This is a genomic window from Xanthomonas arboricola pv. juglandis (assembly GCF_905367715.1).
GTDB lineage: Bacteria > Pseudomonadota > Gammaproteobacteria > Xanthomonadales > Xanthomonadaceae > Xanthomonas > Xanthomonas arboricola.
In genome coordinates this window covers 3,568,891-3,583,840 of the sequence record NZ_HG999362.1, presented here as the reverse complement: position 1 = coordinate 3,583,840, position 14,950 = coordinate 3,568,891, and the positions used below count along the sequence as shown (strand labels likewise).

The window sequence follows — 14,950 nt, the reverse complement described above, 5'->3', positions numbered from 1 at the left end:
AAACGGATGTCGATTGCATTGCTCCTGGCCCTGCAGGACACGGTAGTGGAAGCACTACCGCAGGACGTTGCCGCCGCTGCGGCACAGACCGCCAGCGTGGCGCACAACAGCAGCATCAACTATGTCGATCTGATCCTGCGGGCGAGTATCCCGGTCAAGATCATCGTGTTGCTGCTGCTGATCGGCTCGTTCATCAGCTGGGTGATCATTTTCCGCAAGGCGCGCGCGTTCAAGCAGGCCAACCGCGAGGCGGACGAGTTCGAAAACCGCTTCTGGTCCGGCGCCGATCTGGCCAAGCTCTACGCGTCGGCCACCGACCGTAACCGCACCGTCGGCGGCCTGGAGTCGATGTTCGAGAGCGGCTTCCGCGAGTTCTCGCGGTTGCGCGACCGTCGCCGGCTGGACGGGCGGGTGCAACTGGAAGGCGCGCAGCGCGCCATGCGCACCGCCTTCACCCGCGAAGTCGACCAGCTCGAGCGCAATCTCGAATTGCTGGCCAACATCGGTTCCACCGCGCCGTACGTCGGCCTGGTCGGCACCGTGTTCGGCATCATGGTGACCATGCACGACATGGTCAGCAGCGGCGAGCAGGCCGGTATCGCTGCGGTCGCACCGGGTATTTCCGAAGCGCTGTTCGCCACCGCCATCGGCCTGTTCGTGGCGATTCCCGCCGTGTGGGCCTACAACCGATTCACCACCCGCGTGGAACGGCTGTCGGTGCGCTACGAGACCTTCGCCGACGAGTTCAGCTCGATCCTGCAGCGCCAGGCCGGCGCGGACGAGTAATGCGCGTGCCCTGCGACAGCCGGCAGTCAGGCGAATGCCCCGTCACGGCACGCACATCCCGGTGCGTGGACGTGGCAGGTGCGGCGTTCGCACATGCGCGTCTGGCGTGGCGCAGGGATTGGACAGGCAAGCCACTCGCGACAGCTCGCACACGCATGTGCGGGGGATTGGATGGGCGAGTCCCTCGCAAGAGCCCGCACATCCATGTGCGGGGGATCAATAGGAACGTTCCGCGATGATTTCCGGTATTTCCCGCCGTAAGAAGCGCAAGCTCAAATCCGACATCAACGTCGTGCCGTATATCGACGTGATGCTGGTGCTGCTGATCATCTTCATGGTGACCGCGCCGCTGCTGACCCTGAGCACCGACGTCAACCTGCCCAGCTCGCGCGCCAAGGCGCTGGAGAGCAAGCAGGATCCGGTCGTGGTGGTGGTCGCCGCCGACGGCCAACTCGCATTGCAGCTGCCCAAGGGCAAGCCGCAGGCGATGGACGTGGCGGCGCTGCAGGCGCAACTGGCCGCCATCGTCGCGCAGGACAAGGACGCGCGCGTAGTCGTGGCCGGCGATCGCGCCGCGCCGTATCAAAAGATCATGGACGCCATCGACGTGCTCAAGCAGGCCAAGGTCGAGAAGGTCGGCCTGATCTCCGACTCCGGCGGCACTGCAGGCAGCGATGCACGCTGACGCACTCCCCACTCAGACGGCGCGCGAGGATGGCTGGCTGCGGCCGGTCGTGCTGGCCCTGGTCGTGCACGTGCTGGTCGCGCTGGTGTTCATCGCCGGCTGGCTGTGGTCGCCCGAACGCTCGGTCGAGCCGGCCGCGGGCGACCCCAGCATGGAAGCCTCGCTGGACGTGTCCGCGGCCGAGGCACGCGTTGCGCGCCAGGCGCTGAAGGCCACGCCGGTGGAGGCACCGCCGCCGCCGGCACCGCTGCCCGAACCGGCACCGGAAGATACCGTGCCGCCGCCGCAGCCGATTCCCGAGCCGCGTCCGCAGGATGCGCCCACGCCGCAACAGGCACAGGCGCAGGAACGTGTCGCGCAGCCGGACAAGGTCGACCAGGACCGCGTCGACGCGCTGGCGCTGTCGGCGGAAAAGGCCAAGCAGGAACAGGAGGCCAAGCGCCGTCAGGAGCAGATCGACCTGACCGAGCGCAAACGCCAGGAAGAGGCCGAGCAGAAACTGCGCCTGGCCAAGCAGCAGGAAGAAGCCGACGCCAAGAAGAAGCAGGCCGCAGCGCAGCAGGCTGCCGCCGATGCCGAACGCGAAAAGAAGATCGCAGACATCCGCCGCCAGCGCGAACAGGCCACCAAGGAAGCCGCGCTGGCCGAGCAGAAGCTGCGCCAGGTCGCCGCCGCGCGTGCGCAGCAGGCCTCGTCGGCTGCCGCCGCCACCGCGCAACCGACTGCAGGGCAGGGCGGTACCAACACCGATCTGTCGGCCAAGTACGCCGCGGCGATCCAGCAGAAGGTGCTGGCGCAGTGGGTGCGCCCGCCGTCGGTGCCGCCGGGACAGAAATGCAGCATCAACATCCGCCAGTTGCCGGGTGGCACCGTGATGGAAGCCAAGGTGGCGCCGGGTTGCCCCTACGACGAGGCCGGCCAGCGCTCGATCGAGGCCGCAGTGCTGAGCGCGCAGCCATTGCCGTACCGTGGGTTCGAGTCGGTGTTCCAGCGCAACCTGACGTTTGTGTTCACCCCGCAGGATTAGCAAGCCCCAGATCGGGGGTCGGCCGCATGACCTGCGCTGCGCCTCGGTCCGGATGTAGATTTGCCGGGTGTGGCCGGCTGCCTGGCGCAGTTCTGCCGGGTAGGTGGTGCTGCACCACCGCACGCCTGCTCGCCGGTTTGGCCGATGGAACGCCCGATGGTTGACCACTCGCTCCACTTTCACGCTGTCTCGTTCACGATTGCGAGTATGTTCACTCGCTGATTGGTATCCCTTGCACACTTTTCCTGCCCGATCCGAGCCGTCCATGAAAAAACCGCTGCGTTGGCTAGCTGCCTTGACCGCCCTGTTGTTGCCGCTGAGCGCGCTCGCGCAACAGCAAGGGCTCACCATCGATATCGTCGGCGGTAGCGCTTCGGCGACGCCGATCACCGTCGTGCCCATGCCCTACCAGGGCTCCGGCACTGCGCCGCAGACCGATGTGTCTGCCGTTGTCGGCGCCGACCTGGACCGCTCCGGCCAGTTCCGCACGCTGCCGGTTGCGCAGATCGTCGAGAAGCCGACCCGCGGCACCGAGGTGCAGTTCCAGACCTGGCGTACGCTCAAGCAGAACTACATCGTGGTCGGCCGCGTCATGGATGCCGGCGAAGGTGCCTACCGCGTCGAGTACGAACTGTTTGATGTGGCCAAGGGCGAGCGTCTGCTCGGCCTGGCCATGACCGCACGTGCCAATGCGATGCGCGATGTCTCGCACCAGATGGCCGACGCGATCTACGAAAAGATCACCGGCGTGCGTGGCGCGTTCTGGACCCGGATCGCCTATGTGACCGCCAGCGGCAAGGGCGGCGCCATGCGCTACGCGCTGATGGTGGCCGACTCGGACGGCTACAACCCGCAGACCATCGTGCGCTCGGCCGAGCCACTGCTGTCGCCGAACTGGAGCCCGGACGGCAAGAAGCTGGCCTATGTGAGCTTCGAGCGCGGCAACTCCTCGATCTACCTGCAGGACATCGCCACCGGCGCGCGTGAGCTGGTGTCCAGCTTCCGCGGTATCAACGGTGCGCCGTCGTTCTCGCCGGACGGTCGCCGCCTGGCGCTGGCACTGTCGCGCAGCGGCAACCCGGAGATCTACGTCATGGATCTGGGCAGCAAGCAGTTGACCCAGCTGACCAATCACTTCGGCATCGACACCGAGCCGACCTGGGCGCCGGACGGCGGCAGCATCTACTTCACCTCCGATCGCGGCGGTCGCCCGCAGATCTACCAGGTGGCCGCAAGCGGCGGCAGCGCCAACCGCGTGACCTTCCAGGGCAACTACAACGCCACCGCCAGCGTCTCGTTCGACGGCAAGAAGGTCGCCGTGGCGCAAGGCAGCGGCAATAGCTACCGCATCGCCATGATGGACCGCAGCCTGGGTTCGCCGAGCTGGAGCACGCTCTCGCCGGGTTCGCTGGACGAGTCGCCGAGCTTCGCGCCGAATGCCAGCATGGTGCTGTACGCCGCACGTGAGGGTGGTCGCGGCGTGCTCTACGCAGTCTCCTCCGACGCTCGCGTCCGCCAGCGTCTGGTCCTGGCCGATGGAGATGTGAGAGAACCTGCATGGGGGCCTTACCGAACCGCGCATTAATGTTAATATTTCGCTGCGTTAAACCACTCATTGGCCCAGAGCCTCCATAGGTATCCCATGAACAAGTCCACCCGCGTCTTGCTTGTCTCCCTGTTGTCCGTTGCCGTGCTGGCCGGTTGTTCGAAGAAGGTGAAGGAAACTCCGCCTCCTGCGACTGACACCACCGCTGGTTCCTCCGTTCCCACCGGCCCGTCCACCTCTGGCCTGTACGGCCCGGGCGACCTGGATACCGATGCCTGCCTGCGCCAGCGCGTTGTCTACTTCGATCTGGATCAGGACTCCCTGAAGCCGGAATTCCAGGCCATCATGGCGTGCCACGCCAAGTACCTGCGTGACCGTCCTTCCTCGCGCATCACCCTGCAGGGCAATGCTGACGAGCGCGGTTCGCGTGAGTACAACATGGGTCTGGGCGAGCGTCGTGGCAATGCCGTGTCGTCCTCGTTGCAGGCTGCCGGCGGTTCCGCCAGCCAGCTGACCGTCGTCAGCTACGGCGAAGAGCGTCCGGTCTGCACCGAAACCAGCGAAAGCTGCTGGTCGCAGAACCGCCGCGTCGAAATCGTGTACACGGCTCAGTAAGAAGCGATGCGCTTTCGAGTGACATCCCTGTTCGTCGCGGCGGCCCTTGTGGTCGCCGCGCCGGCGCACGCGCAGCGAGCCAGTCTCGCTGATCGTGTTGCCGTTCTCGAGCAGCAGCAGGCCAACAGCCAGGCCAACAACGATCTCCTCAACCAGCTGCAGCAGGCGCGTTCGGACCTGCAGGGCTTGCGAGCGACCGTGGAGCAGCTGCAGCACGACAACGAACAACTCAAGCAGCAGTCCAAGGATCAGTATCTGGATCTGGACGGACGCCTGAATCGGCTGGAAGGTGCAGGTGGTGCAACCCCGCCATTGCCATCTCCCACCGGCAGCGTCACACCCGCCCCGGCCCCGGCCCCGGCCGCGCGGCCTGCAGCGGCGGCAACTTCCGAGAAGCCGCCCAGCGTGCATGGCGACCCAGGCACCCTGGCCGTCAGCAACGAGGAACGCACTGCCTACAACGTCGCCTTCGATGCCTTGAAGAACGGCAAGTACGACGATGCCTCGCAGTTGTTCCTGAGTTTTCTGGAGCTGTATCCAAACGGCGTCTACACCCCCAATGCCTTGTATTGGCTAGGTGAGAGTTACTACGCCACCCGAAATTTCCAGCTCGCCGAGGCGCAGTTCCGCGATCTCGTCAGCCGCTATCCCACGCATGACAAGGCCTCTGGCGGCCTGTTGAAGCTTGGCCTGTCGCAGTATGGCGAAGGCAAGAACGACCAGGCCCAGCAGACCTTGCAGCAGGTCGCATCGCAGTATCCCGGCTCCGACGCAGCGCGCGTGGCCCAGGAGCGTCTGCAGTCCATCCGTCTCGGCCAGCAACTGCGCTGAGCCCGCGCGTGCGCGCCTTCGGGCGTGACGCATACTTTGCCAATGAACGCCGCCGCCGTCCCCAGCGAGATCGTCCAATCGCCGTTGCCGCGATTGAAGATCACCGAAATCTTTCTGTCCCTGCAGGGCGAAGCCGAGGCCGCCGGCTGGCCGACCGTGTTCGTGCGTCTGACCGGTTGCCCGCTACGCTGCCACTACTGCGACACCGCCTACGCCTTCCACGGCGGTGAATGGCATGACATCGATGCGATTGTCGCCGAGGTTGCCAGCCACGGTGTGCGCCATGTCTGCGTGACCGGCGGCGAGCCGTTGGCGCAGAAGCGCTGCCTGGTGCTGCTGCAGAAGCTGTGCGATGCCGGCTTCGATGTCTCGCTGGAGACGTCCGGCGCATTGGATGTGTCGGCCGTGGATCCGCGCGTCTCGCGCGTGGTCGACATCAAGACGCCGGCCTCCGGCGAGGAACAGCGCAACCGCTGGGAGAATCTGCCGCTGCTGACCGCACGCGACCAGATCAAGTTCGTGATCTGCAGCCGCGCCGATTACGAATGGTCGCGCGAGATTGTCGCCGCGCATGCGCTGGACCGCCGCTGCACGGTGTGGTTTTCGCCCAGCAAGAGCGAAGTGACGCCGCGAGAGCTGGCCGACTGGATCGTGGCCGATCGTCTGCCGGTGCGCTTCCAGATGCAGCTGCACAAGCTGCTGTGGAACGACGAGCCTGGGCGCTAAGCCCGAGCGATAGAGCCACTGCGCTCACCCAAAAAAGGCGGGCGCGGCCGGTTGCCCGCAATCGGCATGCCACGCATCCACTGCGGTTGCCGGCATGCCGTCCGTACCGGCCTGACGATCACCCGCGACGCTCAGTTGCTCGCACTGATCCGAGCGCAAGGCGCTGCCTGCAAGGACGCGGCCGTCTGCGTTTACGCGGCGATCCTGTTCAATTCTTCGACGGCATCGGCCGGCAGTTTCAGTTCCGCCGCGAACAGATTGGCGCGCAGATGCGCCACCGACGAGGTCCCCGGAATCAGCAAGATGTTGGGCGAGCGCTGCAGCAACCACGCCAGTGCCACCTGCATCGGGGTTGCGGCCAGGCGCTGGGCAACAGCGGCAAGCGTGGACGATTGCAATGGCGAAAAGCCGCCGAGTGGGAAGAACGGCACGTAGGCGATACCGTCGCGCGCGAGCGTGTCGATGATTTCGTCGTCGTGTCGATGCGCGATGTTGTACATGTTCTGCACGCAGACGATGTCGGTCATGGCGCGTGCCTCGGCCATTTGCGTCGCAGTAACATTGCTGATGCCGATGTGCCGCACCAGGCCATCGCGCTGCAGCTTGATCAAGGCCGCCAGTTGCTCGGCGATCGAGCCTTCTGCCGGCTCCTGCGCCTTGAACATCACGCGCAGGTTGACCACATCCAGCGTTTCAAGCCCCAGGTTGCGCAGATTGTCGTGCACCGCCTCGACCAGCTGCTGCGGCGAGAAGGCAGGTAGCCAGGAACCATCCGTGCCGCGCGCGGCGCCGATCTTGGTGACGATGGTCAACTCCCGCGGGTAGGGATGCAGTGCCTCGCGGATCAGCTGATTGGTGATGTGCGGCCCGTAGAAATCGCTGGTGTCGATATGGCTGACGCCCAGTGCAACGGCTTCGCGCAGCACTGCCAACGCACCGTCGCGGTCCTTGGGTGGGCCGAACACGCCAGGCCCCGCGAGCTGCATTGCGCCGTAGCCGATGCGGGTGAGCTTGCGGTCTCCAAGCAGAAACGTTCCGGCTTTTTCGATGTTGGTCATGGCGTGGCGCTCGCGTGTCGTTGAGCCAACAACGATAGGAAACGTGGCGCGGCATGTGAATTCGCATTTGCCGCGGCGCCAGTCCACTCCCGCCAGGGCCTGTGGCATATGGGCGCAGCCGCAGCGCCCCGGGCTGATCGTCCGGCGGGATGTGCTGGAGTTTCAGGTTTTGCTGGCTGCGCGGGCAGTGCTTTCGCCGCGTTTCTCACAATCGTCGCCGCCGCGTTGTGCGTTTTTGCGTTGACAGGCGCCAAGCGGCGGCGCGAGTATGCCAACGTCGCCGCACAATCGGCGACCGGGATTGGTCTCCCGATTACTCAGGCGCACCAGCGCCCATCGATCGATGCAAGGCGCTTTTTTGTTGCCCGGCATCGAGCGGGGTGCGTGCTTGCCATCTTTATGGCGGGCGGTACGCGGGGGGCTTCGGCCCCGCCGGTCCCTGAGTCCGGTAGACCAACCCGTGCCGTCCGCCACCCCGCTTGGTCTCGGGTTGGCGGACTCCAATCTACTCAGGAGTTCTGCATGTACTACGACACCCAAGGAGTATCCGCGTCTGCGGCAGGCCGAAGCGGCCGCCATTTCAATTTGACCGCCAGCGCTCTCGAACGTAGCCGTGCCGCTTCGCTCAACATGAGGCCGAGCCTCGCAGGCACGAGCAAAGCCATCCACACCGTTGCGTCTGTCTGTCTTCCTCTCGTTGCAGTGATCGTTTGCCCCTCTTTGGAGCCGCAGCAATGAGCCTGGGCAAACAGTTCCGCGTCTGCACGGGCGTCGTCCTTAGCTTCGAGATGATGCAGGGCTATGTGCTGGCCATGCTGCATTCCGACGCGCAGCCCGATGCCTCCCCGGTCCTGATCGCCTGCGAAGCCACCGGCTTTGACGAGATCCTGCCGGGCGGCGATGCGCAGAGCGTTGTGCTGGGCCGCCTGCATGTCTGCATGCGCGTCGACGCTGCAGTGGACGTCCTCAGCTGGCTGCGCAAGCAGGCACGCGCCGCTGGAGCTGCGCGACGAACGCGGCGCGTGCAATCGCGTATCCAGAAGACGGGAGCCACATGATCAGCGAGAACGCCACGGCCGCCTGCGCCGGGCCCACGACCTGCAAGATGACACGCGCGATCGGCAAAAGAGGAGCCGGCGTTGCCGGCAGCGCGCCAGTCGCGGCAGATGGTGCCATCCGACTTCGCGGCCGTGACGCAGGGTCCCCGGCAACGCACGTCCGGCAACTTTCCGGCGGGCACAAAAAAAGCGCCTTCGGCGCTCTTCAAGTTGCTGATTTGATTGGTGGGCCGTGATGGATTCGAACCATCGACCAAAAGATTAAAAGTCTTCTGCTCTACCGACTGAGCTAACGGCCCACTGTCCCGGCAGTGCGCCGGGGTGCGCATTCTACCCTACAGCGGCGTCAAGGCGAAATGGCGTAGTGGGTGGGGTCCGCGACGCCGGCGTCGGCGAAACCGGCGGCACGCAGGCGGCAGGCGTCGCAGTGGCCGCAGGCGCGTCCATCGGCATCGGCGCGGTAGCAGGACACGGTCAGGCCGAAGTCCACGCCCAGGCGCACGCCTTCACGCACGATGTCGGCCTTGCTGAGGAACTGCAGCGGTGCGTGCACGCGCAGTCCGGCGCCTTCCACGCCGGCCTTGGTGGCCAGGTTGGCCAGCACTTCGAAGGCGCGCACGAATTCGGGCCGGCAGTCGGGGTAACCCGAATAATCGACCGCGTTGACGCCGCAGAACAGGTCGTTGGCGCCAATCACCTCGGCCCAGCCCAGTGCCAGCGACAGCATGATGGTGTTGCGCGCCGGCACGTAGGTGACCGGGATGCCGTCGCCACCGGCATCGGGCACGTCGATGTCGTCGGTGAGCGCCGAGCCGCCGATGCTGCGCAGGTCCACGTCAACCACCTTGTGCGCGATGACGCCCTGCGCCGCGGCCACGCGCGCGGCGGCGTCCAGCTCGGAGGTATGGCGCTGCCCGTAGCGCACGCTCAAGGCATGCACGGCAAAGCCCTGCTCCTGCGCAAGCGCGATGACGGCAGCGGAATCCATGCCCCCGGACAACAGAACAACGGCTTTTTTCATGACGGATCGGCAATCACAACGGAATAGGCGGAAAGGCTAGCAGGCTCGGCGTGGCACGGCGACCCGGCTGTCGCTGTGTCGGCAGCGGGATGCCAGGGCAACGCGGCTGTGCCAAGCGCGCGCGGGCAGGGTAGCGACCGCATCTGCACGTCAATCCGGTGCGATAGCCTGCCGGCAGCTGCGCGCCTGGGTATCGTGTTTTGCCAGCGACGGTGCGGCACGGCCGGTCTCAGCGCAGGCTCGCAGCCGCGGCCTTGCGCAGGGCCTGGCCCAGCTGCTGCAAGGCGCTCGAGCGCACTGCCGCGCATTGCCAGTACAGCGGCACATCGAGCCAGCGTGTCGGGTCGATGATGACCACCTGCCTGTTGCGCACGGCAGGCGCGACCATCGATTCCGGCGCCAGACACCAGCCGAGTCCGCGTGCGGCCGCTTCGACGAAGCCGGTCGAGGTCGGCAGGTAGTGGATCGGCGGCGCCACCTGCGTACGGGTGATGCGGCGGACGAAGCGGGTCTGCAGCGTGTCCTTTCGGTTGAACACCAGCATCGGTGCGTGGGCCAGCGCAGCTGCGCTGAAGCCCTGCTTGAAATGCGTCGCAACGAATGCGGCCGACGCGATGGCGTGGTAACGCATCACTCCCAGCGCCTGCACATTGCAGCCCTGCAGCGGCTTGCGTTCGGCGGTGACGGCACCGAGCACCGCCCCGGAGCGCAACAGCTCCAGGGTGTGGTCCTGGTCGTCCATCTGCACATCGAAAAGAACCCCGTGCTCCCGGTGCAGCGCCGCCAGCGCCGCCAGAAACCAGGTCTGCAGCGAGTCGTCGTTGACGGCGATGGCCAGCGTGCGCGGATGCCCGGCGCTGCCGTCGCCGGGGAGGAAGTCGGCGATCGCTTCGGATTCCAGGACCTGCATCGGCTTCACCCAGCGCAGCAGGCGCTCGCCGGCCGGGGTAGGGCGGCAGGGGGCCTTGCGGATCACCAGCACCTGGCCGAGCCGGTCTTCCAGCGCCTTGATCCGCTGCGAAATCGCCGACGGCGTCACCGACAGCCGCCGCGCAGCGGCGTCGAAGCTGCCTTCCTCGAGAACGGCAGCGAATGCGGCCAGTTGGGGATGCAGAAGATCCATGGCGTTCGGCAGGATTAGAAGTTCTAAGCAGAATACAGAAGATTTAGTTTTCCTAATTGGAGCGGAACGCCCAGCATTGGCGCCTGTGATCCGGGAGGTGCTCGTGTTACTCCAAGCCGCAATCTCTGGCTTTATCGCCAGCGCAGGTCTCATCATTGCAATCGGTGCGCAGAATGCATTCGTGCTGCGGCAGGGACTGCAGCGCCAGCATGTCGGTCTGGTAGTGGCGATCTGCGCGTTCGGCGATATCGCGCTGATCGTGCTGGGCGTGGCCGGGATCGGCGTGCTGGTGACGCAATGGCCGGAGCTGCTGCAGGGACTTCGCTATGCGGGAGCTGCATTTCTCGCGGCATATGGTGCGCTGGCTGCACGCAGGGCCTGGCGTGGCACCAGCGGGTTGGCGCCGTCGCAGGCCGGTGCGCAACGCTGGCAGCGCGCCATGCTGGCGTGCCTGGCATTTACCTTTCTCAACCCGCATGTCTATCTGGACACGATGCTGCTGCTGGGCAGCTTGGCCGCGCGTTATCCGGGCCAGCTGCGCTGGGCATTCGCGTCGGGTGCGTGCCTGGCCAGCATCGCGTGGTTTTCCGCTCTGGGCTATGGCGCGCGCTTGCTGCAGCCGGCCTTCCGCGATCCGCGCGCATGGCGTGTGCTGGATGCGGCGATCGCAGGATTCATGCTGGTGCTGTGCGCACTGTTGCTGCTGCCTGCGCAGGCGCTACCCTGAGGCCTACTGTTGCCGGAGTTGTCGTCATGTCGCCGCTGCGCGTTTCCACCAATCACTCCGAACTCGATGTTGCGCTGGTCCATCGCTACCTGGCCCAGCACAGCAGCTGGGCCAGGGACATCCCGCTGGCGGTGCTACAGCGCTCCATCGCCAACTCGCTGTGCTTCGGCGGGTTTCTGCAGGGCGGGCAGGTCGCGTTTGCGCGGGTGGTTTCCGACTATGCAACCGTCGCCTATCTGGGCGATGTGTTCGTGTTGCCCGAGCATCAGGGCAAGGGCTATGGCAAGGCAATGATGGATGCGGTCATGGCGCACCCCGATCTACAGGGGCTGCGCCGTTTCAGCCTGGCCACCAGCGATGCGCATGGTCTCTATGCGCGCTACGGCTTCACGCCGCCGCTGGCTCCGCAGTCGCTGATGGAACGCTATCGTCCCGGTCTCTACACGCGCTAGCCGCGGTGGGCCGGCTGTTGCGTGGCCGTACCGGCATGGCACTGCGTCGGGGCAGAAAGACGGTTCAACACGCTGCATGATGTTAGGTGAGCACTGCGGAATCGTCACCGCACAGTGCCGGCCAGGCATCGGCAGCGCGCATTGCCGCCAACGATGAATCGCAGTTGCCGCCGCACAGGTGTCGATCCTGCAGCAGGTCGATGGCTTCCCACTCCCAGCGTAGCGAATGCGGCATCTGCCAGGCCGCCAACAGCACCGACATGCCGCCCTGGAGCGTAAGCTGCCGCCGCCAGATCACGCGCGTGTCGAGAGGGGCTTGGTGCCAGTGCGATAAGGCATCGTCGTATGGCTTTGCGTCTGCATCCGCTGCGTATGCGCAAGCATGCACGTTGGCATGCTCGCCGTTGCGTGGGTGATGCAGATCGTGACTGTCGTTACTGGTATTCACGGGTGATCCTTCCTGATTGAGAAGGCGTGCCGAGCGGTGACGAGAGCACGCACGGACACACCTGCAGTGCCGGCATCGCCGGCTGCGGATGTCGTGGGTACCGATGGCTAAGATGCCGCCTGCGCTGCAGACGGTGGCCGGGCTACCATCCGGCCTGCTCTCTTTCGACTGGCGCAGCGTAGCCAGGCATGGCGCTGGAAACAAGCGCTTTTGAGTGGTTTGCGTGCTTGTTTTCCAGTTTTTTTGTGTGCACTGCGCGCGCGTTGCGGGTGCCTGAGCTGTCTGCGCCGAATGCCGGTGAGCGTGCGGGATAAACGAAGAAAGCGCCCTAGCGGGCGCTTTCTTCGTGTGCGATGGCATCAATGGCTGCGGGCACATCCGCGGTGTTGCATCAGCATGGCTGCACCGACGACCCGGTCGACGGCGCAGTGCCAGCCGCTGCCTCAGGCGTTGCGGACCTTGCTCAGCAGCTGTGCGACCGGTGCCGCTACGCGCGAGGCGGGCTGCCGTGTCTGGCGTGCGTCGATCTTGAAGATCGCCACCGCATCGGTGAGCTGCACCGCCTGCTCTTCCATCGCGCGCGCGGCGGCAGTGGCTTCTTCCACCAGCGCGGCGTTCTGCTGGGTGGTTTCGTCCATATGCGTGATGGTCTGGTTGACCTGCTCGATGCCGGCCGACTGTTCCTGCGAGGCTGCAGAAATCTCGCCCATGATGTCGGTGACGCGTTGCACGCTGGCCACCACGTCACCCATGGTCTTGCCTGCGCTGTGCACCAGTGCCGAACCCTCGGCCACGCGTTGCACCGAGTCGTCGATGAGGTCCTTGATCTCCCTGGCGGCGCCGGAGGACCGCTGCGCGAGCGTGCGCACCTCCGAGGCCACCACGGCGAAGCCGCGGCCTTGCTCGCCGGCACGGGCGGCTTCCACTGCCGCGTTCAAGGCCAGGATATTGGTCTGGAAGGCGATGCCGTCGATGACGCTGATGATGTCGGCAATCTTCCTGGAGGAGGCTTCGATACCGGTCATGGTGTCCACCACCTTGCCGACCACCTCGCCACCTTGCGAGGCGACGCGTGCGGCGCCGATCGCAAGCTGGTTGGCCTCGCGTGCGCTTTCGGCATTCTGCTTGACGGTGGAGGTCAGCTCTTCCATCGATGCTGCGGTTTCTTCGAGGTTGGCCGCCTGCTGTTCGGTACGTTGTGACAGGTCCTGGTTGCCGGCGGCGATTTCGCTGGCCGCGGAGTTGATCGACACGGCCGACTCCTGGATGTTGCCGACGATCTGCGCCAGCTGGCTGGCCGTGGTGTTGGCGTCATCGCGCATCTGTGCGAACACGCCGCGGAATTCGCCGCTCATGCGTGCGGTCAAGTCGCCAGCGGCGATGGACTGCAGCAACGACGACAGCGACTGCAGATTGCCGTCGGCCGTGGACATCAGGTGGTTGAGGCTTTCGACCATGATGCGGAAGTCGAACTGGAAGCGCTCGGCATCGCCGCGCGCGCTGAAGTCGCCATTGGCGGCGGCCTGGGCGAGATGCTTGATCTCGTGGTTCATCGCCGACAGGTTGAGCTTGACCTGCGACATGGTGTCGCTGAAAACGGCCTTTTCGCCGGGCAGCGGCTGCATGTCTTCGGAGAGTTCGCCAACCGCATACCGGCCCATGATGCGTGCCAGGTCGGTCTGCACTGCCACGTGCGAGGCAACCAGCAGGTTGGTGTCGTTGGCCATGCGCCCATAGTCGCCCGGGAATGCCGCCGCATCGATACGGAAGCTGATCTGGCCGTTGTCGTGATGCCTGGCCATGTCGGTTTGCGCGGTGATCAGGTTGCGTAGCTGCAGCTGCATCTTGTCCATGGCCTTGAGCAGACGGCCGGTTTCATCATTGGCATTGGTGTGCACATCGTTGTGCAGGTTGCCGGCCGCGATCGCTTCTGCAGTGCGTGTGGCCTGGCTGAGCGGCTGGGTCAGGCTGCGAGTGATCAGCCATGCGAGCAGGCCGCTGATGACCAGTGCGGCAATGCCGCCGGTGGCCAGGGTGATTTTGCCTCGATGCATCGATGCAACCGCGGCCGCATAGGCATCCTTGCTGAGGCGGCGCTCCAATGCAGCGTTCTCGCGGATCGCCGTCTGCTGCGCATCCATGGCCGCTGCGGCGTCGCCTTGCAGCAAGGCCTGCGCTTCCTGGTTCTGATCGCGGAGGCCGTATTCGAGAATCTGGTTATTGAGCTTGACCGAGATGTCGCGCTTTTCCTGCACCAGGTCGAGCGCCTGTTTTTCAGCCGCGCTGCTGGGCAGTGCGGCCAAGGCGTCGTGTGCCTGCTTGTAGCGTGCGCGGTTCTTTTCGATCATGTCCATCGAACGGCGATTGGCCGCGTCGCCAGAGACCATGACGATGTCGCGCAGGCCGATTGCCACGTTGGTGTTGGCGTCGAGCATTTCCGAGGACAGCTGTATCCTCTCCATGTTGCTGTTGACGATGGTGTCCAGCTCGAAACGGGCGTTGGACATGGTGACTAGGCCGGTGGCCACAAGCAGGCCCGACAATAGGATCAAGATGCCAAAGGCCATGCCCAAGCGGCGGCCGACATTGAGGCGTTGCAGATATGTATTCATGACCGCATCCAGGTAGTGCAACTGAGGGGCTTGATGAATGGGTCATCCACCAGAGCGTCTTGCCCCAGCTAGCGGCCGGATTGCGACGAGCTAAAGGCTCGTATTTGAAAGTACTTATATTGAATTCATCGTGTGGAAGAAATTTCCCGACAGCCGTCCGCAGCGGCCTGACATGCGCGCAGAAATTGCTTGTTTCTCGCGTTATTGCTGGATCGAAGCGTGCCAACGGCGGAAC

Annotated in this window: 15 protein-coding genes and 1 tRNA gene; 10 read left to right on the top strand and 6 right to left on the bottom strand. The window is 65.1% G+C overall.

Annotated features, from left to right (window positions below):
• The first annotated feature begins 6 nt into the window (after nt 1–6).
• From tolQ to queE, 7 genes are all read left to right on the top strand, one after another.
• On the top strand, nt 7–786 hold the full coding sequence (gene tolQ, locus KHN93_RS15590) for a protein TolQ (protein WP_016904125.1): 780 nt from the start codon (nt 7–9) through the stop codon (nt 784–786).
• 235 nt (nt 787–1,021) lie between these two features.
• Nucleotides 1,022–1,471: a protein TolR gene (gene tolR, locus KHN93_RS15585; protein ID WP_016904126.1), complete on the top strand. Its 450-nt coding sequence runs from the start codon at nt 1,022–1,024 to the stop codon at nt 1,469–1,471.
• Nucleotides 1,461–2,498 carry a cell envelope integrity protein TolA gene (gene tolA / locus KHN93_RS15580; RefSeq protein ID WP_024939949.1) on the top strand — a complete coding sequence of 346 codons (1,038 nt, stop codon included), beginning with the start codon at nt 1,461–1,463 and terminating at the stop codon, nt 2,496–2,498. Before tolR ends, tolA begins: the two co-directional genes overlap by 11 nt.
• A gap of 265 nt (nt 2,499–2,763) precedes the next feature.
• On the top strand, nt 2,764–4,083 hold the full coding sequence (gene tolB, locus KHN93_RS15575) for a Tol-Pal system beta propeller repeat protein TolB (protein WP_026064729.1): 1,320 nt from the start codon (nt 2,764–2,766) through the stop codon (nt 4,081–4,083).
• Nucleotides 4,084–4,140: 57 nt separating this feature from the next.
• Nucleotides 4,141–4,659 (top strand): peptidoglycan-associated lipoprotein Pal, encoded by a 519-nt coding sequence (gene pal / locus KHN93_RS15570; protein ID WP_016904129.1) that lies wholly within the window; start codon nt 4,141–4,143, stop codon nt 4,657–4,659.
• Nucleotides 4,660–4,665: 6 nt separating this feature from the next.
• Nucleotides 4,666–5,490 carry a tol-pal system protein YbgF gene (gene ybgF / locus KHN93_RS15565; protein ID WP_211920666.1) on the top strand — a complete coding sequence of 275 codons (825 nt, stop codon included), beginning with the start codon at nt 4,666–4,668 and terminating at the stop codon, nt 5,488–5,490.
• Between the two features lie 42 nt (nt 5,491–5,532).
• The gene (gene queE, locus KHN93_RS15560; protein ID WP_024939946.1) at nt 5,533–6,216 is read left to right on the top strand and encodes a 7-carboxy-7-deazaguanine synthase QueE; all 684 of its coding nucleotides are present in this window, start codon (nt 5,533–5,535) and stop codon (nt 6,214–6,216) included.
• Between the two features lie 191 nt (nt 6,217–6,407).
• On the opposite strand, the gene KHN93_RS15555 is transcribed toward queE, so the two are convergent.
• A complete protein-coding gene (locus KHN93_RS15555; RefSeq protein ID WP_211920663.1) occupies nt 6,408–7,274 on the bottom strand; it encodes an aldo/keto reductase family oxidoreductase in 867 nt (288 codons plus the stop codon).
• Between the two features lie 734 nt (nt 7,275–8,008).
• On the opposite strand from KHN93_RS15555, the gene KHN93_RS15550 reads away from it, so the two are divergent.
• A complete protein-coding gene (locus KHN93_RS15550; protein WP_172454185.1) occupies nt 8,009–8,332 on the top strand; it encodes a hypothetical protein in 324 nt (107 codons plus the stop codon).
• 223 nt (nt 8,333–8,555) lie between these two features.
• Here the strand turns inward: KHN93_RS15550 and KHN93_RS15545 are convergent.
• From KHN93_RS15545 to KHN93_RS15535, 3 genes are all read right to left on the bottom strand, one after another.
• Nucleotides 8,556–8,631: transfer RNA gene (locus KHN93_RS15545), tRNA-Lys, on the bottom strand.
• A gap of 47 nt (nt 8,632–8,678) precedes the next feature.
• Complete coding sequence (gene queC, locus KHN93_RS15540; RefSeq protein WP_039519526.1) at nt 8,679–9,353, bottom strand: 7-cyano-7-deazaguanine synthase QueC; 675 nt, start codon at nt 9,351–9,353, stop codon at nt 8,679–8,681.
• Between the two features lie 229 nt (nt 9,354–9,582).
• Nucleotides 9,583–10,476: a LysR family transcriptional regulator ArgP gene (locus KHN93_RS15535; protein ID WP_211920661.1), complete on the bottom strand. Its 894-nt coding sequence runs from the start codon at nt 10,474–10,476 to the stop codon at nt 9,583–9,585.
• A gap of 76 nt (nt 10,477–10,552) precedes the next feature.
• On the opposite strand from KHN93_RS15535, the gene KHN93_RS15530 reads away from it, so the two are divergent.
• Nucleotides 10,553–11,203, top strand: a complete 651-nt coding sequence (locus KHN93_RS15530) for a LysE/ArgO family amino acid transporter (RefSeq protein WP_221198981.1) — start codon at nt 10,553–10,555, stop codon at nt 11,201–11,203.
• A 26-nt stretch (nt 11,204–11,229) separates the two neighbouring features.
• On the top strand, nt 11,230–11,655 hold the full coding sequence (locus KHN93_RS15525) for a GNAT family N-acetyltransferase (protein ID WP_104589595.1): 426 nt from the start codon (nt 11,230–11,232) through the stop codon (nt 11,653–11,655).
• A gap of 82 nt (nt 11,656–11,737) precedes the next feature.
• On the opposite strand, the gene KHN93_RS15520 is transcribed toward KHN93_RS15525, so the two are convergent.
• Both KHN93_RS15520 and KHN93_RS15515 read right to left on the bottom strand, forming a co-directional pair.
• The gene (locus KHN93_RS15520) at nt 11,738–11,917 is read right to left on the bottom strand and encodes a hypothetical protein (RefSeq protein ID WP_146092539.1); all 180 of its coding nucleotides are present in this window, start codon (nt 11,915–11,917) and stop codon (nt 11,738–11,740) included.
• Between the two features lie 629 nt (nt 11,918–12,546).
• On the bottom strand, nt 12,547–14,715 hold the full coding sequence (locus KHN93_RS15515; protein ID WP_104559975.1) for a methyl-accepting chemotaxis protein: 2,169 nt from the start codon (nt 14,713–14,715) through the stop codon (nt 12,547–12,549).
• Between the last annotated feature and the right edge of the window lie 235 nt (nt 14,716–14,950).

Coding starts and splice junctions, on each gene's coding strand:
- KHN93_RS15555 (WP_211920663.1), bottom strand. CDS start 7,274: ATGACCAACATCGAAAAAGCCGGAACGTTTCTGCTTGGAGACCGCAAG.
- KHN93_RS15520 (WP_146092539.1), bottom strand. CDS start 11,917: ATGTCGGTGCTGTTGGCGGCCTGGCAGATGCCGCATTCGCTACGCTGG.
- pal (WP_016904129.1), top strand. CDS start 4,141: ATGAACAAGTCCACCCGCGTCTTGCTTGTCTCCCTGTTGTCCGTTGCC.
- KHN93_RS15550 (WP_172454185.1), top strand. CDS start 8,009: ATGAGCCTGGGCAAACAGTTCCGCGTCTGCACGGGCGTCGTCCTTAGC.
- queC (WP_039519526.1), bottom strand. CDS start 9,353: ATGAAAAAAGCCGTTGTTCTGTTGTCCGGGGGCATGGATTCCGCTGCC.
- tolQ (WP_016904125.1), top strand. CDS start 7: ATGTCGATTGCATTGCTCCTGGCCCTGCAGGACACGGTAGTGGAAGCA.
- tolA (WP_024939949.1), top strand. CDS start 1,461: ATGCACGCTGACGCACTCCCCACTCAGACGGCGCGCGAGGATGGCTGG.
- tolB (WP_026064729.1), top strand. CDS start 2,764: ATGAAAAAACCGCTGCGTTGGCTAGCTGCCTTGACCGCCCTGTTGTTG.
- ybgF (WP_211920666.1), top strand. CDS start 4,666: ATGCGCTTTCGAGTGACATCCCTGTTCGTCGCGGCGGCCCTTGTGGTC.
- tolR (WP_016904126.1), top strand. CDS start 1,022: ATGATTTCCGGTATTTCCCGCCGTAAGAAGCGCAAGCTCAAATCCGAC.
- KHN93_RS15525 (WP_104589595.1), top strand. CDS start 11,230: ATGTCGCCGCTGCGCGTTTCCACCAATCACTCCGAACTCGATGTTGCG.
- KHN93_RS15535 (WP_211920661.1), bottom strand. CDS start 10,476: ATGGATCTTCTGCATCCCCAACTGGCCGCATTCGCTGCCGTTCTCGAG.
- queE (WP_024939946.1), top strand. CDS start 5,533: ATGAACGCCGCCGCCGTCCCCAGCGAGATCGTCCAATCGCCGTTGCCG.
- KHN93_RS15515 (WP_104559975.1), bottom strand. CDS start 14,715: ATGAATACATATCTGCAACGCCTCAATGTCGGCCGCCGCTTGGGCATG.